Origin of the sequence: Rhodobacter sp. NSM (assembly GCF_052244495.1) — a bacterium.
In the GTDB taxonomy this organism is placed as follows: domain Bacteria; phylum Pseudomonadota; class Alphaproteobacteria; order Rhodobacterales; family Rhodobacteraceae; genus Cereibacter_A.
In genome coordinates this window covers 177,667-202,820 of sequence record NZ_JBQPXH010000003.1, presented here as the reverse complement: position 1 = coordinate 202,820, position 25,154 = coordinate 177,667, and the positions used below count along the sequence as shown (strand labels likewise).

The 25,154-nt window shown below is 67.5% G+C and carries 25 protein-coding genes; 14 read left to right on the top strand and 11 right to left on the bottom strand.

Going from position 1 to position 25,154, the window contains the following annotated elements:
- Nucleotides 1-217 precede the first annotated feature (217 nt).
- Nucleotides 218-817, top strand: a complete 600-nt coding sequence (locus tag ACTVZP_RS08045) for a TRAP transporter small permease subunit (protein WP_443211628.1) — start codon at nucleotides 218-220, stop codon at nucleotides 815-817.
- On the top strand, nucleotides 814-2,868 hold the full coding sequence (locus ACTVZP_RS08040; RefSeq protein WP_443211627.1) for a TRAP transporter large permease: 2,055 nt from the start codon (nucleotides 814-816) through the stop codon (nucleotides 2,866-2,868). Before ACTVZP_RS08045 ends, ACTVZP_RS08040 begins: the two co-directional genes overlap by 4 nt.
- Nucleotides 2,869-3,018: 150 nt before the next feature.
- On the opposite strand, the gene ACTVZP_RS08035 is transcribed toward ACTVZP_RS08040, so the two are convergent.
- The 8 genes from ACTVZP_RS08035 to ACTVZP_RS08000 form a co-directional block, all read right to left on the bottom strand.
- Nucleotides 3,019-4,116 carry a TRAP transporter substrate-binding protein gene (locus tag ACTVZP_RS08035; protein WP_443211626.1) on the bottom strand — a complete coding sequence of 366 codons (1,098 nt, stop codon included), beginning with the start codon at nucleotides 4,114-4,116 and terminating at the stop codon, nucleotides 3,019-3,021.
- Nucleotides 4,117-4,501: 385 nt separating this feature from the next.
- Nucleotides 4,502-5,935: a mannitol dehydrogenase family protein gene (locus ACTVZP_RS08030; RefSeq protein ID WP_443211625.1), complete on the bottom strand. Its 1,434-nt coding sequence runs from the start codon at nucleotides 5,933-5,935 to the stop codon at nucleotides 4,502-4,504.
- Between the two features lie 97 nt (nucleotides 5,936-6,032).
- Entirely contained in the window at nucleotides 6,033-7,031 is a 999-nt protein-coding gene (locus ACTVZP_RS08025; RefSeq protein ID WP_443211624.1) for an ABC transporter ATP-binding protein, read from the bottom strand.
- A gap of 7 nt (nucleotides 7,032-7,038) precedes the next feature.
- Nucleotides 7,039-7,869, bottom strand: a complete 831-nt coding sequence (locus tag ACTVZP_RS08020; protein ID WP_443211623.1) for a carbohydrate ABC transporter permease — start codon at nucleotides 7,867-7,869, stop codon at nucleotides 7,039-7,041.
- Between the two features lies 1 nt (nucleotide 7,870).
- Nucleotides 7,871-8,743, bottom strand: coding sequence for a carbohydrate ABC transporter permease (locus ACTVZP_RS08015; protein WP_443211622.1), 873 nt, complete (start codon nucleotides 8,741-8,743; stop codon nucleotides 7,871-7,873).
- 120 nt (nucleotides 8,744-8,863) lie between these two features.
- Complete coding sequence (locus tag ACTVZP_RS08010; protein ID WP_443211621.1) at nucleotides 8,864-10,174, bottom strand: ABC transporter substrate-binding protein; 1,311 nt, start codon at nucleotides 10,172-10,174, stop codon at nucleotides 8,864-8,866.
- Nucleotides 10,175-10,281: 107 nt separating this feature from the next.
- Nucleotides 10,282-11,235, bottom strand: coding sequence for a sugar-binding transcriptional regulator (locus ACTVZP_RS08005; RefSeq protein WP_443211620.1), 954 nt, complete (start codon nucleotides 11,233-11,235; stop codon nucleotides 10,282-10,284).
- Nucleotides 11,232-11,918 (bottom strand): HAD family hydrolase, encoded by a 687-nt coding sequence (locus ACTVZP_RS08000; protein WP_443211619.1) that lies wholly within the window; start codon nucleotides 11,916-11,918, stop codon nucleotides 11,232-11,234. The genes ACTVZP_RS08005 and ACTVZP_RS08000 overlap by 4 nt, the downstream gene beginning before the upstream one ends.
- Nucleotides 11,919-12,095: 177 nt before the next feature.
- Between ACTVZP_RS08000 and ACTVZP_RS07995 the strand changes: the two genes are divergently transcribed.
- Complete coding sequence (locus ACTVZP_RS07995) at nucleotides 12,096-12,596, top strand: YciE/YciF ferroxidase family protein (protein ID WP_443211618.1); 501 nt, start codon at nucleotides 12,096-12,098, stop codon at nucleotides 12,594-12,596.
- A gap of 70 nt (nucleotides 12,597-12,666) precedes the next feature.
- Here ACTVZP_RS07995 and ACTVZP_RS07990 read toward each other — a convergent pair whose 3' ends face one another.
- Together ACTVZP_RS07990 and ACTVZP_RS07985 are read right to left on the bottom strand one after the other, a co-directional pair.
- Complete coding sequence (locus tag ACTVZP_RS07990) at nucleotides 12,667-13,320, bottom strand: hypothetical protein (protein ID WP_443211617.1); 654 nt, start codon at nucleotides 13,318-13,320, stop codon at nucleotides 12,667-12,669.
- A 52-nt stretch (nucleotides 13,321-13,372) separates the two neighbouring features.
- The gene (locus ACTVZP_RS07985; protein WP_443211616.1) at nucleotides 13,373-14,005 is read right to left on the bottom strand and encodes a response regulator; all 633 of its coding nucleotides are present in this window, start codon (nucleotides 14,003-14,005) and stop codon (nucleotides 13,373-13,375) included.
- A 281-nt stretch (nucleotides 14,006-14,286) separates the two neighbouring features.
- Between ACTVZP_RS07985 and ACTVZP_RS07980 the strand changes: the two genes are divergently transcribed.
- On the top strand, nucleotides 14,287-14,817 hold the full coding sequence (locus tag ACTVZP_RS07980; RefSeq protein ID WP_443211615.1) for a molybdopterin-dependent oxidoreductase: 531 nt from the start codon (nucleotides 14,287-14,289) through the stop codon (nucleotides 14,815-14,817).
- Between the two features lie 53 nt (nucleotides 14,818-14,870).
- Nucleotides 14,871-17,480: a response regulator gene (locus tag ACTVZP_RS07975; protein WP_443211928.1), complete on the top strand. Its 2,610-nt coding sequence runs from the start codon at nucleotides 14,871-14,873 to the stop codon at nucleotides 17,478-17,480.
- A 24-nt stretch (nucleotides 17,481-17,504) separates the two neighbouring features.
- Here ACTVZP_RS07975 and ACTVZP_RS07970 read toward each other — a convergent pair whose 3' ends face one another.
- The gene (locus ACTVZP_RS07970) at nucleotides 17,505-18,590 is read right to left on the bottom strand and encodes a hypothetical protein (RefSeq protein WP_443211614.1); all 1,086 of its coding nucleotides are present in this window, start codon (nucleotides 18,588-18,590) and stop codon (nucleotides 17,505-17,507) included.
- Between the two features lie 90 nt (nucleotides 18,591-18,680).
- Here ACTVZP_RS07970 and flgB point away from each other — a divergent pair, with 90 nt between their 5' ends.
- Genes flgB through ACTVZP_RS07925 form a run of 9 tightly spaced genes read left to right on the top strand, consistent with a single transcriptional unit; the run spans nucleotide 18,681 to nucleotide 25,151 of the window.
- Entirely contained in the window at nucleotides 18,681-19,073 is a 393-nt protein-coding gene (gene flgB, locus ACTVZP_RS07965; RefSeq protein WP_443211613.1) for a flagellar basal body rod protein FlgB, read from the top strand.
- Nucleotides 19,073-19,489, top strand: a complete 417-nt coding sequence (gene flgC / locus ACTVZP_RS07960) for a flagellar basal body rod protein FlgC (protein WP_443211612.1) — start codon at nucleotides 19,073-19,075, stop codon at nucleotides 19,487-19,489. Before flgB ends, flgC begins: the two co-directional genes overlap by 1 nt.
- A 1-nt stretch (nucleotide 19,490) precedes the next feature.
- Nucleotides 19,491-20,162 (top strand): flagellar hook assembly protein FlgD, encoded by a 672-nt coding sequence (locus tag ACTVZP_RS07955; protein WP_443211611.1) that lies wholly within the window; start codon nucleotides 19,491-19,493, stop codon nucleotides 20,160-20,162.
- A gap of 24 nt (nucleotides 20,163-20,186) precedes the next feature.
- On the top strand, nucleotides 20,187-21,455 hold the full coding sequence (locus ACTVZP_RS07950; RefSeq protein WP_443211610.1) for a flagellar hook protein FlgE: 1,269 nt from the start codon (nucleotides 20,187-20,189) through the stop codon (nucleotides 21,453-21,455).
- Nucleotides 21,456-21,463: 8 nt separating this feature from the next.
- Nucleotides 21,464-22,219, top strand: coding sequence for a flagellar basal body rod protein FlgF (locus tag ACTVZP_RS07945; protein ID WP_443211609.1), 756 nt, complete (start codon nucleotides 21,464-21,466; stop codon nucleotides 22,217-22,219).
- Nucleotides 22,220-22,272: 53 nt separating this feature from the next.
- Nucleotides 22,273-23,061, top strand: a complete 789-nt coding sequence (gene flgG / locus ACTVZP_RS07940; RefSeq protein WP_443211608.1) for a flagellar basal-body rod protein FlgG — start codon at nucleotides 22,273-22,275, stop codon at nucleotides 23,059-23,061.
- 7 nt (nucleotides 23,062-23,068) lie between these two features.
- Nucleotides 23,069-23,737, top strand: coding sequence for a flagellar basal body L-ring protein FlgH (locus ACTVZP_RS07935; RefSeq protein ID WP_443211607.1), 669 nt, complete (start codon nucleotides 23,069-23,071; stop codon nucleotides 23,735-23,737).
- A complete protein-coding gene (locus ACTVZP_RS07930) occupies nucleotides 23,734-24,849 on the top strand; it encodes a flagellar basal body P-ring protein FlgI (protein ID WP_443211606.1) in 1,116 nt (371 codons plus the stop codon). The genes ACTVZP_RS07935 and ACTVZP_RS07930 overlap by 4 nt, the downstream gene beginning before the upstream one ends.
- Nucleotides 24,849-25,151 carry a rod-binding protein gene (locus ACTVZP_RS07925; protein WP_443211605.1) on the top strand — a complete coding sequence of 101 codons (303 nt, stop codon included), beginning with the start codon at nucleotides 24,849-24,851 and terminating at the stop codon, nucleotides 25,149-25,151. The genes ACTVZP_RS07930 and ACTVZP_RS07925 overlap by 1 nt, the downstream gene beginning before the upstream one ends.
- The last annotated feature ends 3 nt before the right edge of the window (nucleotides 25,152-25,154 follow it).

Here is a 25,154-nt window from a genome sequence, read left to right as displayed (position 1 = left end):
CGCGCCATATCGCCGCGGCTTCTGACGCATCAAGGCGGCGACAGCGGACCGCCCGACCCATATGGCCATCCGGCGCGGAGGCCGGTCGGAATGCGGCTTTCCGCAGGCGCGAAAGACCCGTCGGAGCAGGGCCGCGCATTGACGGTTGGGGGTCGCTTCGACATAGGTAGCCGCGAGAGCCGGTACTTTTCCACAACGAAACCGGAAAGGGAGGAACATGGGAGGGCTACTCAGCCTGGCGCGGTTCATCGACCGCATGAACGAGATCATTGGTCGCGGGGTGTCGTGGCTGATCCTGATCGCGATCTTCATCAGCGCGGGCAATGCGACGGTCCGCAAGGTGCTCAACACTTCGTCCAATGCGTGGCTCGAGCTTCAGTGGTATCTGTTCGGTGCCGCCTTCCTCTTCGCCGCGGCCTACACGCTGAAGCAGAATGAGCATATCCGCATTGACATCGTCTACGGGCTCTTCTCACGCAGGGTGCAGCACTGGATCGATCTCTTCGGCCATGTGGTCTTCCTCATGCCCTTCGTCCTGCTGATGCTCTTCTACCTCGGGCCCTATGTCGAGCGGTCGTGGATGATGGGCGAGGTCTCGACCAATTCGGGCGGGCTGATCATCTGGCCGGCCAAGGCGCTGCTGCTGGTCGGCTTCTTCCTGCTTGCCCTGCAGGGTGTATCCGAGATCGTCAAGAAGATCGCCGTGATGCGGGGCATCATCCCCGATCCGACGCCCTTCGTCTCGGCCCACGAGGCCGCCGAACGCGAGGGCGAGCTGCTCGCCGGTGAGGTGCATGGCAGCGAGGTGAAGAAATGATGGAATTCATCGCGGGGAACATGGCGCCGATCATGTTCGCCTCGCTCGTCGTCTTCCTGCTGCTGGGCTATCCGGTGGCCTTCGCGCTGGCGGCGAACGGGCTTCTGTTCTTCTTCATCGGCGTCGAGCTTGCCCCGCTGTCCGAGGGCACCATCACGCTCGGCTGGAACCTTCTCGGGACGATGCCCGAGCGGTTCTGGGGCGTGCTGTCGAACGAGACGCTCCTCGCCATCCCCTTCTTCACCTTCATGGGGATCGTGCTGGAACGATCCGGGATGGCCGAGGATCTTCTCGACACGATCGGCCAGCTCTTCGGGCCGATCCGGGGCGGGCTCGCCTATGCCGTGATCATCGTGGGCGCCCTGCTCGCCGCAACGACGGGGGTCGTCGCGGCCTCGGTGATCGCGATGGGGCTGATCTCGCTGCCGATCATGTTGCGCTACGGCTACGATCGCCGCATCGCCTCGGGCGTCATTGCGGCATCGGGCACGCTCGCGCAGATCATCCCGCCGAGCCTCGTCCTCATCGTTCTGGCGGACCAGCTCGGCCGGTCCGTGGGCGACATGTACAAGGCGGCGCTCATCCCCGGCATGATCCTGACCGGGATCTACATGAGCTACGTGCTGATCATGTCGATCTTCCGGCCGGCGTCGATGCCGGCGCTGCCGCTCGAGGCACGCACGCTGGGTTCGGGCGTGATGTCGCTGGTGGTGGCGCTGGCGGTGGCCGTGGGCATCGCCGTCGGTGCCCATTACTGGCTGGCCGAGGCGCAGGGCGCGAAGAACGCCGACATCCTCGGGGCCGTGGCCGGGATCGTGGTGATCTACATCGCCGCCATCCTCGACCGTGCGGCGGGTGGACCGCTCATGTCGCGGCTCGCGCAGCAGGTCATCATCGTCCTCATCCCGCCGCTCGCGCTGATCTTTCTCGTGCTGGGCACGATCTTCCTCGGCATCGCCACTCCGACGGAGGGCGGGGCGATGGGGGCCGTGGGCGCTCTGCTGCTCGCCGCGGTCAAGGGGCGGCTCAACCTTCCCGTGGTGACGCAGGCGCTGGCCTCGACGACGCGGCTCTCGGCCTTCGTCATGTTCATCCTGCTCGGGGCGCGGATGTTCTCGCTGACCTTCTACGGCGTGAACGGTCACGTCTGGGTCGAGCATCTGCTGACCTCGCTTCCGGGCGGCGAATACGGCTTCCTGGTCGCGGTCTCGGTGCTGGTCTTCCTGCTGGCCTTCTTCCTCGACTTCTTCGAGCTGGCCTTCATCATCGTGCCGCTGCTTGCGCCCGCGGCCGAGGCGCTGGGGATCGACCTGATCTGGTTCGGGATCATCCTCGGGGTCAACATGCAGACCTCGTTCATGCACCCGCCGTTCGGCTTCGCGCTGTTCTACCTGCGCTCGGTCGCGCCGCGGCAGGCCTACGAGGATCCGGTGACCAAGGCGCGCATGGCCCCGGTCACCACCGGCCAGATCTACTGGGGAGCGGTGCCCTTCGTCTTCATCCAGATCCTGATGGTGGCGCTGGTCATCCTGTTCCCGCAGATGGTCATGCACTACAAGGGCGCGCCCGTGGATACGTCGAACGTGACGATCACCCTGCCGCAGATGCCGGGTCTCGGGGGCGGACTGGGCGGAGGCCTCGGGGGTGGACTGGGCGGAGGGCTTGGCGCTCCGGGTGCGCAGCCCGCTCCGGGCGCAGGCGGCCTCGGGGCGCCTCCGGGCCTCGCGCCGGGACAGGCCCCGGCACCGGGCGGGCTGGGGGCTCCTCCCGGTCTTGCCCCGACTCCGGGCGGACTGGGCGCCGCTCCGGGCCTTGCTCCGGCAACTCCGGCTCCTGGTTCGGCGCCGGCTCCGGGCGGGCTCGGGCTTCCTCCGGGTCTCGCGCCGGCCACTCCGGCCCCGGCACCCGGGGACGCGCCCGCACCGGGCGCACCGGGAGTGCCTGCCGCCCCCGCTCCGACGGCACCTTCGCCCGGCACCGCCCCGGCCGCGCCGCCCGGCCTTGCGCCGGGTGGACCGCCGCCGGGTCTGTCCCCGCCCGCGCAGAATTGACAGACGGCGGCACCTTCGGGTGCCGCCGTTTCACTTCCGGACCGCGAGGATGCTGGCCGCGTCTGCCATTTGCCGACGTGCGCCGCTGTTCCACGAAAAAGACCCCGAAGCGCGTCGCTTCGGGGTCTTCCTTCGTCCGGCTTCTCTGGATCAGAGCTTGCCGGCGTTCTGCTGCACCATCATGAAGGTGTCGTAGTTGTACTCGGCGATCTGCGCCCAGGTGTAGTGCTCGGAGCGGAAGGCCTTGATCGAGTCCCAGATCTTCTTGAAGGCGGGGTTCGAGGCTTCCATCTCGCTGTAGACCGCGTTGGCGGCTTCGAAGCAGGCCTGCAGGATCTCGGGGCTGAAGGGGCGCAGCTGCGTGCCCTGGGCCACGAGCGACTTGATCGCGGTCGGGTTCTTGTAGTCGTACATCTGCAGCATGTTCGCGTTGGCCGCCTGACAGGCGGTGCGCAGCAGCGACTGATACTGCGCCGGAAGCCCGTCATAGGCGCCCTTGTTGAACATGAAGTGGACGGTCGGGCCGCCTTCCCACCAGCCGGGGTAGTAGTAGTAGGGCGCGACCTTGAAGAAGCCGAGCTTCTCGTCGTCATAGGGGCCGACCCATTCGGTGGCGTCGATCGTGCCCTTTTCCAGCGCCGGGTAGATGTCGCCGCCCGCGATCTGCTGCGGCACGACGCCGAGGCGCTCCATCACCTTGCCCGCGAAGCCGCCGACCCGCATCTTCAGGCCCTGCATGTCGGCCACGGTGTTGATCTCGCGCCGGAACCAGCCGCCCATCTGCACGCCGGTATTGCCGCCGGGGAAGGCCACGATGTTGTGCTGCGCGAGGAACTCGTTGTAGAGGTCGATCCCGCCGCCATGGTAGTGCCAGGCGTTGATGCCGCGCGCCGAGAGCGAGAAGGGCACCGCCGCGGCCAGCGCGAAGGTCGGATCCTTGCCCCAGTAGTAGTAGCCGACCGTGTGGCAGCATTCGACGGTGCCGGCGGTCACGGCATCGGCGGCCTGCAGGCCCGGAACCAGCTCACCTGCCGAGAACGGCTGGATCTGGAAGTTCCCGTCGGAGGCTTCGGAAACCATCTTCGAGAGGACCTCGGCGCCGCCATAGATCGTGTCGAGCGATTTCGGGAAGGAGGAGGTGAGCCTCCAGGTGACCTTGGGTGCGGTCTGGGCGATGGCGGGCGCGGCGAGCGCGCCGGCCGCGGCGCCCCCCACGGCGGCCTTGGTGATGAATGAGCGACGGTCCATGGTATTCCTCCCTGCTGGACGAGGCGGGCCGGCTTCTTTCCGTCGGCCGCGCGCTGCGCGCAGATTACACCGCGATGGGCTGCTGTCCAGAACCGAGGCGCGCGGCTTTCCGCAAGCCCGCGCAAACGGTTGCGTCAGCTTGGCCCTGCTCTTGCGGGCGGCCCGCTCCTGCTCGCCCGACAGGCATCTGCCCAGCTCCAGGGCGCTCGGCCTGGCCGCGTGTGGCGTGGCTCCGCTGCCTCTTGCAAGCCGTGGGGGCGAAGCGGATGCACTCGCCTCACGCGGTCCGGCGCGCCGATCTGCTGGGAGAGGGCGCCATCCTGCGGCAGGTCTGTAGTGCGCGACCGGTTCGGGCCGCCACCAAGTCCGTGGCCCGCAGGATCGCTCAGGCGGCGAGATACCGCTGCAGAACCGTCTCGGCACCGTCCCGCCAGACTGACTCGAGCGCCTGCGCGAATTCGGCCACCAAGGCCTCGTTCCGGCCGAGATCACCGTAGACCTCGGTCATCGCGAGCCATTCCGCCGGGTTGGTCCTGGCCCGCTTAGCTCTCTGCTGCAGCGCCTCCCAGTTCGGGTCGTTCGGCTCGACCACGAGACCCGAGTCCGTGGTGCCGAAGCAGTAGCGGCACCAGAGGGCCGAGAGCAGCACGAGGCCCTTCGGCATCCGGCCTGCCGAAAGGTTGTCCCGCAGCGAGGGCACGATGAACTTCGGCTGCCGGTTCGACCCGTCGAGGCAGAGCCGGCGCGTCGTGTCCGCGATCTCGGGGTTCGAGAAGCGGCTCTCGATCAGGGTGAGATAATCGGGGATGCTCGTGTCGGGCACCGGGGGGACATGAGGCAGGATCTCCTCGACCTCGACCTTGTGCAGGAAGGCCGAGACAAGCGGGTTCGCCATCGCCTCGTGCACGAGCAGGATGTCCATCAGCGCCGAAGGATAGGCGATCACCGCATGGCCGCCGTTCAGGATGCGGATCTTCATCGCCTCGTAGGCGTGGACATGCGGGGTGAAGGTCACGCCCACCTTCTCGAGCGCGGGACGGCCGGAGGGGAAGTTGTCCTCGATCACCCACTGGCGGAACGGCTCGCAGGTCACGGGCACGGGATCGCCAAGGCCGAAGCCCTGCGCAAGCTCGCGCTCGTGCGGGCCGGTGGCCGGGGTGATGCGGTCCACCATGCCGTTCGGGAAGGCCACATGCGACTTCACCCAGCCCGCGAGGTCGGCGTCGTAGAGTTCGGCGAGGCCCACGACGGCGTTCCGCGTCACATGGCCGTTGCCCGGCAGGTTGTCGCAGGACATGACCGTGAAAGGCGCGATGCCCGCATCGCGGCGCGCCCGGAGTGCCGCGAGGATCGCGCCGAAGGCGGTGGCCGGCGTCTTCGGATGCGCGGCATCGGCCGCGATGTCGGGATGGGTCGGGTCGAAGGTGCCGGTCGAGTCGACATAGTAACCGCCCTCGGTCACCGTCAGCGAGACGATGCGGATGCGGGGGTCGGACATCGCCTCGATCAGGGCCGCATTGTCGGCCTCGACCGGCAGGAAGCCGATCATGGCGCCCACCTGCCGCGCGCGATGGCCTTCGGGGTCGAGCTCGATCACGGTCGAGAGATGATCCTGCGCGGCCAGGGCCTCGCGCATACGGGCATCGGTCGGCCGCACGCCCGCGCCGAGGATCGCCCAGTCATGTCCCTCGCCGAGCGCGAAGAGGTCGTCGAGATAGACCGCCTGATGCGCCCGGTGGAAATTGCCCACGCCGATGTGGACGATACCGGGGGTGAGGGCCTGTCGGTCATAGGCGGGACGGGCGACGGTGCGGTTCATTTTGCAGTACCTCGTGAAGGGAACGCCCGCGTCCGGGGCGCAAAGGTCGGCGGCGGGGAGGGGCCTCGACTGGCCCTGCCATCCGCGGTCCGGCGGGTCAGAGCGCCCTGCCGTCGGGGCCGAAGCGGTGGATCTTGTCGGACTGCGGCGTGAGCCAGACCCGGTCGCCGTGATGGACGCCGAACTCTCCGCCGGCCCGCACCGTCAGGGTGGGCAGGCCCGCGACATGGACGTGCAGGAACGTGTCCGAGCCGAGATGCTCCGAGACGCCGACCTCACCTTCCCAGGTGCCCGCGTCGCGCGAGATGTCGACATGCTCGGGGCGGATTCCGATGGTCGTTGCCCCCAGCTTCTGCGCCTCGGCCCCCTCGATCAGGTTCATCTTCGGGCTGCCGATGAAGCCTGCCACGAAGAGGTTCGCCGGATTGCGGTAGAGGGTCAGCGGAGAGCCCACCTGCTCGATCCGGCCGGCGTTCAGCACCACGATCTTGTCGGCCATGGTCATGGCCTCGACCTGGTCGTGGGTGACGTAGATCATCGTGGTCTCGAGCGACTGGTGCAGCTCGGTGATCTCGAGCCGCATGTTGACGCGCAGCGCCGCGTCGAGGTTCGAGAGCGGTTCGTCGAAGAGGAAGGCCGCCGGCTCGCGCACGATGGCGCGCCCGATGGCCACCCGCTGCCGCTGGCCGCCTGAAAGCTGGCCGGGGCGGCGGTCGAGATAGTTGGTGAGGTTGAGGATCTTGGCGGCGTTCGACACGCGCCGCTCGATCTCGCCCTGCTCCATCTTCGCCATCTTCAGCGGAAAGGCGATGTTCTTCCTGACCGTCATGTGCGGATAGAGCGCGTAGCTCTGGAACACCATGGCAAGGCCCCGGCGCGCCGGCGGCATCTCGGTCGCGTCGCGGCCGTCGATCAGGATCTGCCCGTCCGAGACATCCTCGAGGCCCGCGATCAGGCGCAGGAGCGTGGACTTGCCGCAGCCCGATGGGCCGACGAAGACGACGAACTCGCCATCCTCGATGTCGAGGTCGAGCGAGGGGATGACGACCGCCTCACCGAACTGCTTCTGGACGTTGCGCAGGGTTATCTTTCCCATGGGTCCCTCACTTCACCGCGCCGAAGGTCAGGCCACGGACGAGTTGCTTCTGGCTGAACCAGCCAAGGATCAGGATCGGCGCGATGGCCATGGTCGAGGCCGCCGAGAGTTTCGCGTAGAAGAGGCCCTCGGGGCTCGAGTAGCTCGCGATGAACTGCGTGAGCGGCGCGGCCCGCGAGGTGGTCAGCTGCAGCGTCCAGAAGGCCTCGTTCCAGGCCAGGATCACGTTGAGGAGCAGCGTCGAGGCGATGCCCGGCACGGCCATCGGCGTGAGGATGTAGAGGATCTCGGAGCGCAGCGTGGCTCCGTCCATCCGTGCGGCCTCGAGGATCTCGCCCGGGATCTCCTTGAAGTAGGTGTAGAGCATCCAGACCACGATCGGCAGGTTGATCAGCGTGAGCACGATCACGAGGCCGGTGCGCGTGTCGAGAAGCCCCGTGTCGCGGAAGATCAGATAGAGCGGGATGAGCACGCCCACCGCCGGCATCATCTTGGTCGACAGCATCCACATCAGCACGTCCTTGGTCCGCTTGCCCGGCACGAAGGCCATGGCCCAGGCGGCCGGGATCGCGATGGCGAGGGCGACGAGGGTGGAGCCCAGCGAAATCACCACCGAGTTCATGAAGTGGCGCGAGTAGTTCGACCTTTCCTGCACCTCGGCGTAGGAATGGAAGGTCCAGTCCGAGAAGAGCATGGCGAAGGGCGCCTTGATGGCGTCGCCTTCCGATTTGAAGCTCATCAGCACCGTCCAGAGGATCGGGAAGAAGATGAGGAAGGCGACCGTCCAGGCGGCGATGGTGACGATCAGCGTGCGGCGGGGGGTGATGCGGCGTGACATGTCAGGCGTCCAGGTTCTTGCCGATCATGCGCATCAGGAAGATGGCCACGATGTTGGCGAGGATGACCGCGACGATGCCGCCGGCCGAACCGCCGCCCACGTCGTAGTTCAGGAGGGACTGCGCATAGACGAGATAGGTGATGTTGGTCGAGGCCGTGCCGGGGCCGCCGTTGGTTGTCACGAGGATCTCGGCGAAGACGCCCAGGAGGAAGATGGTCTGGATCAGCACCACCACGGTGATCGCGCGGGTCAGGTGCGGCACGGTGATGTAGAAGAACCGCGCGAGTGGCGACGCGCCGTCCATCTCGGCGGCCTCCATCTGCTCGCGGTCGAGCGACTGGAGCGCCGTCAGCAGGATCAGCGTCGCGAAGGGCAGCCACTGCCAGGCGACGATCCCGATGATCGACGCGAGCGGCGCCTGAGACAGGAAGTCGAAGGGCTGAAGCCCGAGGCCGCGGGCAATATGGGCGAACATGCCGTTCACGGGGTTCATGAACATGTTCTTCCAGACCAGCGCCGAGACGGTGGGCATGACGAAGAAGGGGGCGATCACCAGCACCCGCACGATGCCCTGGCCCCAGAAGGGCTGGTCGAGCAGCAGCGCCAGCAGCACGCCGCCGACCACGGTGATGAGCAGGACCCCCACCACGAGGAGGATCGTGTTGGTCAGCGCCGCCGAGAAGGCCGGATCGGTCAGGAAGTAATAGTAGTTGTCCCAGCCGGTGAAGCTCTCCATGCCCGGCATGAGGAGGTTGTAGCGCAGGAAGCTGAAGTAGAGCGTCATCGACAGCGGCACGATCATCCACAGGAACAGGAGGATCACGGCCGGGGAAATCATCAGACGCGCCGCAGTCTTGGAATGCTCGGTCGCCATGGCGAACCTCCGAGGCTGAGCTGTTCGAGGGATGGGGCGGGGCGGCAGGCGGCGGACAGGTCGGGCCCGTCCGCGGAAGGGGTTGCGGGCCGGATCCGCTCCGGCCCGCAACGCGATGACTTACTTGATGTAGCCCGCGCGCGTCATCTCACGCGTCGTGAACTGTTGTGCCGCCTGCAGCGCCTGCTCGGCCGACAACGAGCCCGCGAGCGCGGCAGAGAACTGCTGGCCCACGGCGGTGCCGATGCCCTGGAACTCGGGGATCGCCACGAACTGCACGCCGACATAGGGCACCGGATCGACCGCAGGATTGGTCGGATCGGCCGCGTTGATGCTCTCCAGCGTCATCTGCGCGAAGGGCACCTTCTGGTATTCCGGGTTCTCGTAGAGCGACGTCCGGGTGCCCGGAGGCACGTTCGCCCAGCCCTCCTTCGAGGCCACCAGCTCGGCGTAGTCCTTCGAGGTCGCCCAGGCGATGAACTGCTTGGCGGCATCGATCTTCTGCGAGCCGGCCGGGATCGCGAGGTTCCAGGCCCAGAGCCAGTTCGCGCGCTTGCCCTTGCCGGTATCGGGGGCGAGAGCGAAGCCCACCTTGTCGGCAACGGTGGATTCGGCCGGGTTGGTCACGAAGGAGGCCGCCACGGTCGCGTCGATCCACATCCCGCACTTGCCCTGCTGGAAGAGCGCGAGGTTCTCGTTGAAGCCGTTGTTCGAGGCGCCGGGCGGACCGTAGTTCGTCAGCATGTCGAGGTAATCGGTCAGGGCCGCCTTCCAGGCCTCGCCGTCGAACTGCGGCTGCCAGTTCTCGTCGAACCAGCGCGCACCGTAGCTGTTGGCCATCGCGGTCAGGAAGGCCATGTTCTCGCCCCAGCCCGCCTTGCCGCGCAGGCAGATGCCGTAGACCTCGGCATCCTTGTCGGTCATCTTCTCGGCGGCTTCCTTCACGAACTCCCAGGTGGGGGCGTCGGGCATGGTCAGCCCCGCCTTCTCCATCAGGTCCGTGCGGTACATGATCATCGAGCTCTCGCCGTAGAAGGGCGCGGCATAGAGCTCGCCGTCGACGGTCAGGCCGTTGCGGATGGCGGGCAGGATGTCGTCGGCGTCATATTCCGGCGGAAGGTCGTTGAGGCTCACGAGCCAGCCCTGCTTGCCCCAGATCGGCACCTCGTAGGTGCCGATGGTCAGCACGTCGAACTGCCCGCCCTTGGTGGCGATGTCGGTCGTGACCTTCTGGCGCAGCACGTTCTCCTCGAGCGTGACCCATTCGACGGTGATGTCGGGATGCTGCGCGTTGAACTCGGACATCAGTCCCTGCATGCGGATCATGTCGCCGTTGTTCACGGTCGCCACGGTGATGGTTTCGGCGCCGGCGGCGGACGAGAGCGCAGCCACGGCACACGCGCCCATCAGGGCGCGAAATCTTGCGGTCATCAGTATCCTCCCTGGCCTGCACGGTGAGCATTATTTCGTGCGGCGAATAATTTCTCACCGAGGGGCGGCAATGAGTCAAACACTTTCTGCCGATCCATTCCGCTCGCTCAGGCGAGAAGTGCCTGCGCGGTAAGCTCGTCGGTGATCAGGCCGTTGAAAATGCGGCCCTTCAGGCCTGCCTGCAGTGCAGCAAGCTTGCGCCTGCCCCCGGCGATGGCGATGGCGATCCGGTCGCCGGAAATCTCGACCCTCACGCCCGCCACCCGCTGGTTGATGCTGGTCTCGAGATAGCGCCCCTCCGAGTCGAAGACCCAGCCCGCGACCTCTCCCGCGGCGCCGAGCGCCTGCATCTCCGCCAGTTCCGATCCGGTGATGAATCCGTCCTTCAGCAACGGCGCATCCTCGCCCATCTGGCCCACGCCGACGAAGGTCACGTCGGCATTCTGCGCCAGCCGCAGGACAGACTGCACGGGCTTGAGCGCATGGAAGAGCTCCCGCTCGGCCGCGTCCTGCGCGATGACCGGCATCGGCATCGGGAAATGCGGTGCGCGCACGCGGTCCGAGATCCGGAAGATCACGTCGTAGTAGCTCGCCGAGCCGTCGGCCGAGATGTTGCCGTTCAGCGAGACGATCTTGTGATGCTCGCAGACGAGCGAGGTCATCTCCTCGACCGTGGCGCGAAGCGAGCGGCCGGTGCCGAAGGCCACCACCATCGGTTTCTCGGAGCGCAGCACGCGCTCGACCTCGGCCGCCGCGGTGGGCGCGATCGAGGGCAGGGGGTCCACCGCGGCCCCGAGGCTCGGGGCCACCCGGGCGAGCTTCAGCCCGAAGCGCCGCGCAAGGGCCGCTTCGAGTTCGAGGCAGCCCGAGACACGGTGCTCGAGCCGGACGTGGATCAGCCGCTCGGAGATCGCCCGGCTGACCAGCCGCTGGGCGCGCTGCCGCGACGTGCCGAGTTCGCGCGCGATCTGGTCCTGGGTGAGACCCGCGACATAATAGAGCCATCCCGCGCGGGCGGCATCGTCCAGCGGCGTCGGTTCGATCTCCGGCCGGTCGATCATGTCAGGGTCTCGCAGCAGTCTTGGCGCAAGCCGGGCATCGTCGTGTAGAAATCCGCGAAGTTGTCGAAGCGCCGGTGTGGGCGCAAGCCGGGCGTCGCCTCCAGGCTGCGGCCCGCAAGGTGACTTGCCCCGGTAAAGTGCCAGACCTGCATGCCGGCGTCGATTGCGGCGCGCAGTCCGGGCTCCGCGTCCTCGATCACCAGGCAACGGGAGGGCTCGACGCCCATCGAGGCCGCAGCGAAGAGGAAGAGATCCGGTGCAGGCTTGCCGCGCGCCACCTGGCCGGAGGTGAAGCAGCGTCCCTCGAAGAGCGGCGCGAGCCCGGTGAGCTCGAGCGAGCGGGCCAGCCGGGCCGGGGTGCTGGACGTGGCGAGACAGTAGGGCACACGCAAGGCCATGACTGTCTCGATGGCGCCCGGAACGGGATGCAGGCCCGTCTCGAAGGCCGAAAGCAGCCTTGCGCGCTCCTCCTCCTGAAAGCTCTCGGGCAGGGCGATCCCGAATTCCCGCAGCACCACATCGCGCACCACCGCGAAGCTGCGTCCGAGGAAGTTGCGATGCACGAAGGACTCGTCCACCGTCACGCCGACGCGTTCCAGTTCTGCGATGAGGACCGCTACGGCAAGGACTTCCGAATCGACCAGAACCCCGTCGCAGTCGAAGATGACCAGCCCGATATCCATGCGCCGACAGTAGGCGAGCGCGGTTTGCCGAGTAAAGCGGCAAGATGAGCGGCTTGCGGCTGCCGTCTGGCCGGACGGCGCCTTGGCCGGGAACATTCGCCATACGCCTTTGTTCGTGTTCCGATCCGGTGGAACGAGACCGCCGGGGGATCTGGAACAACATGAAGGAGACACGCCATGGCATTGTTCTCGAAAGACATCCGCTCGATGGACGATCTCTACACGCACATGCTGCAGGATATCTACTACGCCGAGATGCAGATCGAGAAGGCGCTGCCGAAGATGATCGAGAAAGCCGGCGACTCCGGCCTGCGCGAAGGGTTCGAGCACCATCTCGAGGAAACCCGCGGGCATGTCTCGCGGCTGGAGAGGGTCTTCGCACTGCTCGGTCAGGACGCGAAGGGCACCACCTGCCCCGCCATCGACGGCATCATCAAGGAAGCCAACGAGGTGGCCGGCGACATCGCCGAGCAGGACGTGCTGGACGCGGCCCTCGCCGCGGCTGCGCAGGCGGTGGAGCACTATGAGATGACGCGCTACGGCACGCTGATCGCGTGGTCGAAGGAACTGGGGCGGACGGAAGTCGCGCAGATCCTGGAGCAGACGCTGTCCGAGGAGAAGGCGGCCGACATGAAGCTCACGAAGCTCGCGGAAGCGCGCCTGAACCGCGCGGCCTGAGCCGCGGGGCAAATCCGGCCGGCTGATCCGGCAGGGCGAAGCGGCGGACCCTCGGTCCGCCGCTTTCTCGTCAGTTGAGGATTTCGGCGGGGCCCGGCAGCGCCTCGACGCCCTTCAGGATGAGCGCCGCGGCGTAGAAGTAGGTGAGCGAGCGTTCGCCCTTCTTCGCGGCCTGCCACTTCTCGGGCGAGAAGCGGCCGTTCTCGAGAAAGGGTTCAACCGCGACACGGAGTCGGGCGGCCGGATCCTCGCCGTCGCCGGTGCCGCCGAAATAATCGATCAGAAGGCTCGCGCGAGCCTGCATCGCGCCTGTGACGCGCAGCGTCTGTCCCATGAGGTCGAACCGGCGCACCGGCAGACCGCCGTCGCCATGTTCGGCCACGCGTCGGGCGAAGATCGTCTGGAAAAGCGCGCAGAGGCAGATGAAGCCCTTGTCACGCGCCTCTTCCTCGGTCCGGACGAAAGCCGGAAGCGAGGGAAAGACCGACTCGGTCTCGACGCCGTCAATGAGGATGTCGACGATCCAGCCCTTGCCCGCAGGCAGCAGGATCATGGCGCGGACACGATCCTCGTCCAGCGCGGCGGCTTCGGCCCTTGCATAGGCCTCGGGCGGAAACCAGCGGTTGTCGAGCAAGTAGTTGCTTCCGGCCCTTCGACGCGCCTCGTCCGCCATTTCGGCAAGAAGCCTTTCGCCGCCGTCGATATCGATCCTGTCGTAACCCATCGCCCGCTCCTTCCGCCGTCAGGAAGCTTCCTGCAAGATGCGGGCCAGTCCGTCAGATGATGCCGAGGTTTCGCGCCGTGACGACAGCCTGCGTGCGGTTCGTGGCGCCCAGCTTCTTGCAGATGGACTTCACATGCATCTTGATCGTCGGCTCGGCAAGGTTAAGGCCGTGCGCTATCTCCTTGTTCTGGCGGCCTTCCGCCAGATAGGACATCACGAGCATCTCCTTCTCGGTCAGCCGCCCGCCGGAACTGTCGCCCGCTTGGCGGCGATCCCGCGCAAGTTCGAGCGGCAGGTAATGCTCGCCCGCATACATGAAGCGGATCGCGTTCCCCAGGCTGCGCACCGGCGTCGTCTTCAGCACGATGCCCGAGGCGCCGGCTGCCAGGATCTCGTCGACCATGCGGGGGGTCGGGTTCGAGGTCAGGATCGCCACCGGCTTGCCCGCGGAGAGCTTGATCGCCCGTGTCAGTCCCGCGACGCCGTTCATCCCCGGCATGTTCAGGTCGAGCAGGGTGACGTCGAAGGGCCCGTGCTCCTTGATGCGTTCCAGCGCCTCGTCGAGGCTCTTGGCCGTCTTCACGGTCATTTCGGACGAGGCGGTCAGGAAGAGCGAGAACATCTCGACGACCATCTCGTGATCGTCGGCAATGAGAACGCTGAGCTTCTGGGGCATCTGTGTCATTGTACGCTCGCTTCTGTCTTGCACGCATTCCTGCGGAACTGTTGACTCATCCGGAGGGAGGCCCTCCGAATAGAGGAGCCGGCATCTCTAGGTTGCACACATCCCAAAAATTTGGGAAGAGACAAGTGGAATGGCATGTATCCACACTCCCGCGCCGATTTCCTGACATTGGTTGGCGAAGTATATATGCTTTCGTATGTTACCGCATGCTTAAGCGGTGATGTTTCATTGAGATTTTGCTGTTATTGATGCCGGGAGGCGTAAGTTGAGGGAGTCGTGGAATGACCGTGCGTGCGGGGACCTTCCTGCGCCTCAGTTGTGCAGCCCTGTTTCTGTCCGTCGGCGTGGGATCGATGGCCGCTTCGACGGAGCTTCCGCCCCCGTCCGAAGCGCCTCTCCTGACCGTGGATGGCGAGATCGCCGTGACCAGCGATGGTACGCGAGCCGTCTTCGATCTGCCGATGCTCCGCAGCCTGCCGCAGCAGAAGTTCAGCACCTCCACGGTCTGGACGGAAGGTGTTCATGAATTTGCCGGGGTGCCGCTGAGGGCGCTCCTCGACAGTCTCGGCGTGGCCGAGGATGCGTCGGTCTCGGCCACCGCGATCAACGACTACGCCGTCGAGATCCCCGCCGAAGCCATCGAGGACGATGCCCCGATCATCGCCTACGAGATCGACGGAGCCGCCTTCTCGCGCCGGGAGAAGGGGCCGCTGTGGATTGTCTTTCCCTTCGACCTGAGCGAGCGATACCGCACGGAGGTCAAATATGGGCAAAGCATCTGGCAGCTGGACAGGTTGACAGTGCACCCATGACAGAGGCGCCCCGCAATCCGGTATCGGGCGAGCGGGAAACCGAGGTCAAAGCCATGTTCAGCGAAGCCCGCGACGCCGCCCCCGGCGGTCCCTTCGAGCGGTGGAAGGGACTTCTTCTCGTGCTTGCCGTGGGCGTCTGCGCCCTCGTCGGCGCGATCTTCATCTTTTCGGACATCGATCATCAGCTCGAGGCCAACCGCATCGCCCATCTGGACAATCGCACCTGGGTGCTCTCCCAGTTCGAGGTGGACGTCCTGAACTTCGCCTCGGCAGCGCAGATGGCCGCCTACAGGTCCGAAGATCCCGCGCGGCTCGAGGCCGTCCGCCAGAAGTTCGACATCCTGTTCAGCCGCGTGGACATCGTCCGCGGCTCCGAGGCCGGCACCATTGCCGAGCTCGAGAGGACGGTCCTGCCGATGTTCGACGGTCCCGACGGCTTCTTCAAGCGCTGGATCCCGGTCATCGACGGGCCGGACGCCGAGTTGCGGGCGGCGCTGCCGCGGCTGATCGATGAACTGGAAAGCGATACGGGCATCGTCCGCTCGGGGGTCGTCAAGACGCTAGGGGATCTGATGGAGATCTCGGACGAACGCCGGGCCACGCTGCGGAACTCGCTGCAGTCCTTCGCATTGGCGTCGCTCGGGCTGCTCGCGCTGATGGGGGTGCTGATCGCGGTCGTGATCGTGCAGAGCAACGCCCGCAGTCGCCGTGGGGTCCTTCTCGAGAGGTCGGTCCATAACCTGCGCGCGACGATCGAATCCTCGCTCGACGCGGTGGTGGTGCTGGATCACATGGGTCGCGTCGTCGAATGCAACCGGGCCGCGCTCGACATGTTCCGCTGGACGCCGGGGGTCGCCCGCGGCTCGAATTTCGTCGATTACATCCGCACGGATGATGCCGACAACCTGCTGCGTCCGCAGCCGCGCGGCGAGGGCGAGACCGAGTCCGGACTGACGGGCCGCGACGGGCGCATCACGATGATGGCGCAGCGCACCGACGGCTCGACCTTCCCGGTTGAGGTCTCCGTGGCCGAGGCGCAGGGTGCCTCGAAGGATCCGTTCTTCATCTCCTTCATCCGCGACATTTCCGAGCGGCTGGAGCGGGAGGAAAGCCTGAAGACGGCCCGCAACGATGCGCTCAAGGGCGAGGAGGCGAAGTCGCGCTTCCTCGCGGTCATGAGCCACGAGATGCGCACGCCGCTCAACGGGCTGATGGCGGCCTCCGACCTGCTGCAGAGCTCGACCGAACTGACCGAACGCCAGCGCTGGCTGACCGACATCGTGATCGGCTGCGGCTCGGCCGCGCTCGATCAGGTGAACAACGTGCTCGAGCTTACCCGGCTCTCGGACAGGGACGGGGCAAGCTATGCCCGCTCGGCCTTCTCGCCGGTCGAGGTCATCGAGGGGCTGATGCGGCAGAACCAGCCCCAGGCCGCCAAGCGCGGCAACAAGCTCTGGTTCGCGGCACCGAAGGGCGAAGTGCCGCTCGTCATGGCGCAGCGTCATCTCTTCCTCAGGGTGATGTACAACCTCATCGGTAACGCCATCAAGTTCACCGACAACGGCAAGATCTCTGTCGAACTCCTGTGGCACATGGGCTCGGTGCCGGGCACGGTCGACCTCTGCGTCCATGTGAACGATACGGGCATCGGCATCGCGGAAGAGCATCTCGACACGATCTTCAAGAATTTCGAGACGCTCGACTCCTCCTACGGACGGATCCGCGAAGGCACGGGCCTCGGCCTCGGGATCGCCAAGCTGGCGGCAGAGACGATGGGCGGGCAGATCACCGTCCAGAGCAAGCTGGGGCTTGGCTCCGTCTTCACCCTTCGCCTCACGGTGCCGCTTGCGGACGAGGCCGATGTCTCGGACGAGGAATATTCCGAAGAGGCGTCGGTGGGCGAGGCGGGGGGCTGCTCGATCCTCGTGGCCGAGGACAACGCCATCAACCGCCAGCTCCTGGCCGAGATCCTGCGCATGGCGGGGCACGAGGTGACGCTGGCCGAGGACGGCGCCGAGGCGGCAGAGGCCGCGACGGCTCGCCGGTTCGATCTGATCCTGATGGATGTCTCGATGCCGAGGGTCGACGGTCTCGAGGCGACGCGGCAGATCCGGCAGGGCGGGGCTTCGGCGGATGCGCCGATCGTGGGCGCCACGGCCCATGCCGACCCCGACCGGATTCCCGAGTTTCTCGCGGCGGGCATGAATGACGTTCTCGTCAAGCCGATCACGCGGGCGGCGCTGTTCCGCGCGATCCGCCACTTCACCGAGGGCAAGACCGCGACAGAGGAGAAGCCCGTGCCGGAAGAAGCGACCCCCTCGGACACGCCACTGATCGATGCCGAACTTCGCGCGGATCTCGAGGGCAACCTCGGGCCCGACTACATCGCGGGAATGATGGGCCGCGTGCTGACCGAGGCCGGAGCCGCGCTGCCCGAGATGCGCCGCTTGCACGAGGCGGGACAGCATCAGGCGGCGGCGAAGCTCGCCCATCGCACGGCAGGGGCAGCCGCAGCCGTCGGCCTCGTAGCACTCCACCGCACGCTCTCGGGCTACGAGACCGCGGCCGATGCGTCCGACGCGGCTGCGGCTGGCCGGGCGCTTGAATCGCTGCCCGCCACCATCGAGCTCACCGCCGCAGCCATGCAGGCCTCCGCCGCCTGACGACCGGATCCCGCCGGCCAGCTCTCAATCCTGACCTTCCGGTTCGGCAGCCTCGCCCGAGGCGGGCTTCTTCCTCGAACTGCGACGCGGCGACCGGCGGCTGCGCGGCGCCTTCTTCGCAGGCGGGGCCGGCGTCTCGGGCTCCGCGGGTGCGTCGGCCGCTTCGGCGGGATCGGCATCGTCGAGGGAATCGAGGGCAGCGAGCGCCGAGAGATCCATGGCGGGACGACCGGATGGGGCCTGCGGCGCAACGGCGGCTGGTTCGGCATCATCGAGGGAGTCGAAGGCAGCGAGCGCCGAGAAATCCAGGGCGGGACGACCGGACGGCACCTGCGGCGCAACGGCGGCTGGTTCGGCATCGTCGAGAGATTCGAGGGCAGCCAGTGCGGTGAGATCCAGCGCGGGACGACCGGATGCCACCCGAGCCGGCAGGTCGGCCGGTTCGGTATCGGTCGAGTCTTCGTCCTGCGCGTCCGCCGGCACCGCGTCGGCCCCGCCCGAGGGATCGGCAAGACTGTCGAGATCCCCGGCCGCGAAGACGTTGTCCCAGTCGGGCGCCGGCGAGCCGTCGTCCTCCAGTTCCTCGGCGATCCCGGCCATCAGGAGCCGCGCTGCGTCTTCCAGCCTGACCGTCAGCGCGGCGCCCTTCGGGAACGCGGCGAGGCCGCGGGGACCGTCCTCCGTCAGTCTGATCCGGGTCCAGCCGTCCTCCGGACCCGGCGACGCAGCCGGCGGCTCCGGCTCCGGCGCGGCGGCGGGTTCGGGCTCTTCCTCCGGTTCGTCGAAAAGCGCCATCATGGCGGCCAGGTTCAGTTGCGGGATCACCACCGGCTTCGGCACCGGCGCCGCCGGAGCCTCCGGTTCCGGTTCCGGCTCAGGTTCCGGCACCGGCTCGCAGGCGGGCGGCAGGGTGAAACGCGGCCCGTCCTGCAGCAGCGCCACCCGGGCCGCCAGCAGGGCGCGCCGCGCCGGTCCGGCTGCCATGGCGGCATGATCGGCCTCGAGCCGTGCGAGGGCCGCGGCCCGGCCGAGCGGTTCCAGCAACTCGACGATCTCGCGCGCCGAGGCGTCGATCAGGGCGTGGCGGGCAAGGGCAGGCGGGGTGCTCATCGCTTTCTCCTCGCAGGGACGGGCATCTGGCATCTTCCTTGCAAGTCCCGGTCCAGATGCCGCGACGGCGGCAGGGTGACGGAGGTTTGCATGTCGGTTTCCGGGTTCCGCGATCAGCTTGGGCTTCATGCCGAGGCGCTGGTGCTGCGCGAGACGCGCAACAACCTGCTGACCTCGAACATCGCGAATGCGGCCACGCCGCATTACAAGGCGCGCGACATCGACTTCGGTGCCGAACTCGCGCGGGCGACGGGCAGCGGCACGCTGATGACGACCGAGGCGCGCCACATCCCGGTGGGGGGTCCCGCGGGAACCGGACAGGCGCTCTACCGCGATCCGGTCTCCCCGTCGCTCGACGGCAATACGGTCGAGATGGGCGTGGAACAGATGGAATTCGCCGAGAACACCCTGCGCTACCAGACGAGCCTTGCGCTGCTCAACCGGCGCATTTCGGGCCTGATGACGGCGATCAAGGGGGAATAATGAGCGGGATCGGAAACGTATTCGACGTCGGCGCGCGGGCGCTTTCGGCACAGATGGTGCGCATGAACACCGTAGCGAGCAACCTGGCCAACGCGGGGACGGTGTCGGACAAGGCCGAGACGGCATTCCGGCCGCTTCGCCCGGTGTTCGAGACGGTCTACGCCGAAGCGGCCGGCGAGAGCGGCCTCTCGACCACGGACGTGGCGGGCGTCGTCAGCCTCGATCGCGAGCCCGCGCGTGTCTACCGCCCCGATCATCCGCAGGCCGATGCCGAGGGCTACGTCTGGGAAGCACCGGTCTCGGTGGACGAGGAGATGGTCGAGATGATGGAAGCGAGCCGGCAGTACCAGAACACGCTCGAGGCGGTGTCCACGCTGCGCTCGCTGATGGCCCGCACCGCCAACATGGGACAGTGACATGACGACGCCGGTTGATACTTCCTACGCCACGGGGCTCGCGCTGCAGTCGGCGAGCCAGTCCAAGGGCAGCTCGAACCTCGGTCAGGAGGACTTTCTGACGCTGCTGACCACGCAGCTCCAGAACCAGGACCCGTTCCAGCCCATGGAGAATGGCGAGTTCCTCGCGCAGATGGCGCAATTCTCGACCGTCTCGGGCATCGAGCAGCTCAACACCACCCTGAGCGGGATCGGCGAGGGCATGGGCTCGTTCCGCACGGCAACGGCCGCCTCGCTCATCGGGCGGAGCGTGCTGGTTCCGGGCACGCTTGCGCGGGCCGATGCCTCCGGCTCGGTCCATGGCGCGGCCACGCTCGCCGATCCGGCCGAGGCCGTGGTCGTGACCTATTCCAACAGCGTCACGGGACAGCTCCTGCACTCCCAGACCCTCGGTGCGCAGCAGGCGGGGCAGGTCGGATTCGGCTGGGACGAGGTTCCGTCCTCGCTGGTCTCCTCGCGCGTGCCGATCCGGGTCAGCGTCACGGCCACCTCGGCCGACGCCTCGGTTCCGCTCTCGCCCTCGGTCTATGCCCGCGTCCTCTCGGTCGGCACCAGCGCCGACGGCCAGAGCACCATGCTCGAGGTCGAGGACCAGGGCAGCGTCCCCGCCGACACCATCACGTCCTTCCGCTGATCTCGCCCCAAAGGAACCCTTCTCATGTCGATCAACACCGCCCTTTCGGGTCTCGCCGCCGCCCAGCACGACATTGCCGCCACCTCGCACAACATCGCGAACGTGGGCACCATCGGCTTCCGGGGCAGCCGCGCCGAGTTCGCCGACGTGTTCAACTCTTCGCCCTACAGCATCGCGCGGACCGCGGTGGGCTCGGGCGTCCAGACGCTGCGCACCGCGATGCAGTTCAGCCAGGGATCGGTGGTTGCCACCGGCAACACCCTGGATCTCGCCATCGAGGGGCAGGGGTTCTTCGCGGCCGAGCCCGCGACGGGGCCGAACTCGGCCAAGCCGGAACCGATCTACACCCGCGCCGGCGCCTTCGGACTGGATGCGGAGGGGATCGCCGTCAACGCCTCGGGGCAGAAGCTCCTCGCCTGGCCCGTCAGCGTCGAGGGCGACGCGCTGAGCCAGGTGCCGGGCACCGCCGTGCCGCTCACCATCCCGCTGACGATGGGCTCGCCCATCGGCACGAGCGCTGTCGCCATGACCGTGGACCTTCCGACCGATGATGCCATGCTGGGCCAGCAGGCGTCGGTGCCGCCGGCGGCCTTCGATGCGACGGATCCCACCACCTATGCCGCAGTGACGGCCATCCCCGTCTTCGACGCACAGGGCAACGCGGTCGAGGCCGCCGCCTATTTCATCAAGACCTCGAACCCGACCGCCGGCACGCCCGAGACGGGCTGGGCGGTGCGGCTCGTGGTGGGCGGCGAGACGCTGACGCCGGCCGAGGGCGACCTGAGCTTCGACGCGACGGGGGCGCTCGGCGGCGGCACCGGCAGCCTCAGCTTCACCACCAGCGTCGGCACCGATTACGCGCTCGACCTGGCCGGCACGAAGCTTGCGGACCACAGCTTCGAGGTCAACACCGTGCGGCAGGATGGCCAGAGCGCTTCGGCGCTGACGAGCCTCGAAGTGGATGCGAGCGGCACGGTCTGGGCAGCCTATGGCGCAGGCACGCCGGTCGCCATGGGGCAGGTGGTGCTCGTGACCTTCGCCAACCCGCAGGCCCTGCGCCAGCTCGGCGCATCGGGTTTCGCGGCCACCGCCGACTCCGGCCTGCCGGTGGCGGGCACGGCGGGCGATTCCGGCTTCGGCATCATCCGGGCCGGCGCACTCGAACATGCGAACGTCGATCTCACCGAGGAACTCGTCCACCTGATCACCGCGCAGCGCAACTACCAGGCCTCGGCCAAGGCCATGGAGACCTCGAACTCGCTGATGCAGACGATCATGAACATCCGCAGCTGAGGCGGATCATGGACCGGCTGATCCATACCGCCCTGAACTCGCTGGCCAACCTGCGCGACACGCGGGTGATCCAGGCGCAGAACCTCGCGAACCAGACCGTGCCGGGGTTCCGGCGCGACCTGACCAACGAGGGCGACGCGCGGTTCCTCAAGGCGATGGAGACGGCCTCGGCGCGCGCCTTCCAGACCGAGCGGGGTCCGCATCTCTTCTCGACCGCGCCGGGCCTTCTGAACCAGACGGGCGAACCGATGGACGTGGCCATCGCCGAGGACGGCTGGTTCTTCGTCCAGCCCGAGGGCGGCGAGCCGGCGCTGTCGCGTCGGGGCGACCTGCGGCTCACGGCGGACGGTCAGCTTCTGAACGGGGCGGGCGAGGCGATGCTGGACGAGGGGATGCAGCCGATCCAGCTGCCGCCGGTGCGCTCGATCGTGATCGACGAGCTGGGCCGCATCCTCTACGAGCCGCAGGACGGCGCCGAAGGCGAGCGGGTCGAGGGGCCGATGCTCGCCACGGTGATCCCCGAGGGCGTGACGCTCCGCAAGGATCCCGACGGGCAGATCCGGGCGGGCGAGGATCCGCTGCCGGCCCCCGACCAGCGCGCCCGCGTCCTGCAGGGCGTGCTCGAAGGCTCGAACGTCAACACGATGGAGGAACTCGTCTCGTCCATCGAACTGCAGCGCACCTTCGAACTCAACCTCCGCATGATCTCCTCGGCCAAGGAACTGGACGAGAGCGGCTCGCGCCTCCTGCGCCCGCCGGAGTGACGCGTGGCACGGGGCTTGCAGCAGACAGGCTGTAGCGCCTGAAGGAGCCCCGCATGTCCACCAATGCGATGCATGTCGCCAAGACCGGTCTGAACGCCCAGCAGACCCGGATGCAGGTGATCTCGAACAACCTCGCCAACGTCAACACGACGGGCTTCAAGCGCGACCGCGCGAATTTCGAGAGCCTGCTCTACCAGACCTGGAAGCCGGGCGGGGCACAGACCTCCGAGGCGACGGCGATGACCTCTCCTTCGGCCGTGGGCACCGGGGTGCGCGTGGTCTCGACCGAGAAGCTCTATACGCAGGGCTCGCTTGCCAATACCGACAACGCGCTCGACCTCGCCATCGACGGGCCGGGCTTCTTCCAGGTGCTGATGCCCGACGGGCGCATGGGCTACACCCGGAACGGCACCTTCTCGCAGAATGCCGAAGGCACGATCACCACCTCGTCCGGCTACGTGGTGCAACCCGAGATCCAGATCCCGGAAGGCGTCGTCTCGGTCACGATCTCGGCCGACGGCATCGTCTCGGTGCTGATGCCCGACGAGACCGAGGCGCAGGAGGTGGGCCAGATCACGCTTGCGACCTTCGCCAACCCGCGCGGCCTGCAGCCGGTGGGCGAAACCTTCGCGGTCGAGACCGCGGCCTCGGGCGAGGCCGTGATCGGCAACCCGGTCGAGCCCGGCTTCGGCAAGCTCGTGCAGGGCTCGCTCGAATCCTCGAACGTCAACGTGGTGCAGGAGCTGGTCGACATGATCGAGACCCAGCGCGCCTACGAGGTCAATTCCAAGTCCATCTCGGCCTCCGACGAGATGATGCAGTTCCTTGCCAACAAGCTCTGAGGCGCAGATGTCCCGCCGCATGTCCCTTCCCGCGCTGGCCCTGCTGCTCGCGCCCGCCGCCTGCTCGACCTATGTCGAGGACCGCGCCTCCCAGGCCTGGGCCCCGGTCTATCCGGTCGAGGAGCCCGCGCGCCTCGACAGCCTGCCCACCGGCGGGATCTACAGCGCCAGCGCCCGTGGCCTCTTCGTCTCGGACCGGCGCGCGGCGCGGGTGGGTGACATCGTGACCGTCGATTTCGACGAGAAGTTCTCGGCCTCGAAGTCGCAGAGCGCTTCGGGCTCGCGCAGCAACGACTACTCGATCGACCTGCCCGATGCGATCACGCTCGGTCTCGACGACGGGGTGCTCGACAACTCGACCGATCAGGGCTTCGCGGGCAAGGGGGCGGCCTCGCAGTCCAACTCGCTCCGCGGGCGGATGTCGGTTTCCGTCACGCGTGTCCTGCCGGGCGGCAATCTCGAGATCATGGGCCAGAAGCTGCTGACCCTGAACAACGGCAACGAATATGTCCGGCTGAAGGGCGTGGTGCGTCCCGAGGACATCGGGCCGGACAACGTCGTGACCTCGGACCGGATCGCCCATGCCGAGATCAAGTACATCGGCGCGGGAGATACCGCCGACACTGCAAAGCCCGGCTGGCTGCGCCGCGGGCTCGCCGTGGTCTCGCCGCTGTGAGACGCGCGCTCTTCCTTGCGGCGCTTCTCGCCATCGCACCCCCGGCCTTCGCGGACCGGCTGAAGGACCTGACGACCGTCGCGGGCGTGCGGTCGAACCCGCTCGTGGGCTATGGTGTCGTTGTGGGCCTGTCGGGGACGGGCGACGGCAACTCTCAGCTCACGCAGCAGTCCATGCAGTCGCTGATCTCGCGGCTCGGCCTCTCGGTCGAGACGGGTGACCTCAAGGCCAAGAACGCCGCCGCCGTCATGGTGACTGCGGACCTGCCGCCCTTCCTCAAGATCGGACAGACGCTCGACGTGACCGTCTCGACCGTGGGGCAGGCAAAGTCGCTGAAGGGCGGCACGCTTCTGATGACACCGCTGATGGGCGCGGATGGCGAGGTCTATGCCATCGCGCAGGGCAACCTCGTCGTGGGCGGGCTCGGCGTCGAGGGCAAGGACGGCTCGTCCCTCACCGTGAACATCCCGACCGTGGGCCGCGTGCCCCGTGGCGGCATGGTCGAGAGGATGGTCGAGACGCCCTTCCTTGAATCCGACCACCTGATCCTGAACCTCAACCGCGGCGATTTCTCGACTGCGGCGGCGGTGGCCGAGGGCGTGAACCGCACCTTCGGCCCCGAGGTGGCGGTGGCGCTCGACGGCACCTCGATCCGGGTGCGGGCCCCGGCCGATCCGGCGCAGCGCGTGAGCTTCATGAGCCTGCTCGAGAACGTCGAGATCGATCCCGCGCCGCCCGTGGCCAGGGTGGTGGTCAACTCGCGCACGGGGACCGTGGTCATCGGCGGCTCCGTGAAGGTCACGCCCGCGGCCGTCACCCACGGCTCGCTGACCGTGCGCGTGACCGAGGACCAGCGGGTTTCGCAGGGCGCGAGCGTCGTCGTGGGCAACGATGCGACCGTGGTGGCGCCGGGCGATCCGGTGGTCACGCCGGACAGCAACGTGCAGGTCATAGAGGATCCCGCCAAGGCCTTCGTCTTCGACCCGGGCGTCTCGCTGAGCTCGCTCGTCGATGCGATCAACGCGGTGGGCGCGACTCCCTCGGATCTCGTGGCCATTCTCGATGCGCTGCGCGAGGCCGGGGCGCTGCGGGCCGAACTGGTGGTGATCTGATGGACCTCAAGCTCCAGTCCCTGAGCCCGCTCTCGCTTGCCGGCAGCAGCGCCCAGCCCTCGGGCCGCGAGGATCTGCGGCAGGCTGCGGAAGGCTTCGAGTCGCTCTTCCTGACCCAGCTTCTGAAGGCCGGGCGGGCGGGGCTGCCGGGCGGCGATCTTCTCGGCTCGTCCGGCGTCGACACCGCGCGCGACATGCTGGACATGGAACTCGCCCGGAGTTCCGCCGGGCGCGCGGGCCTCGGCATCGCCGATGCGATCGAGCGCCAGTTCGCGCCCCTCGTGCGGGGCGGGAAGGGATGAACC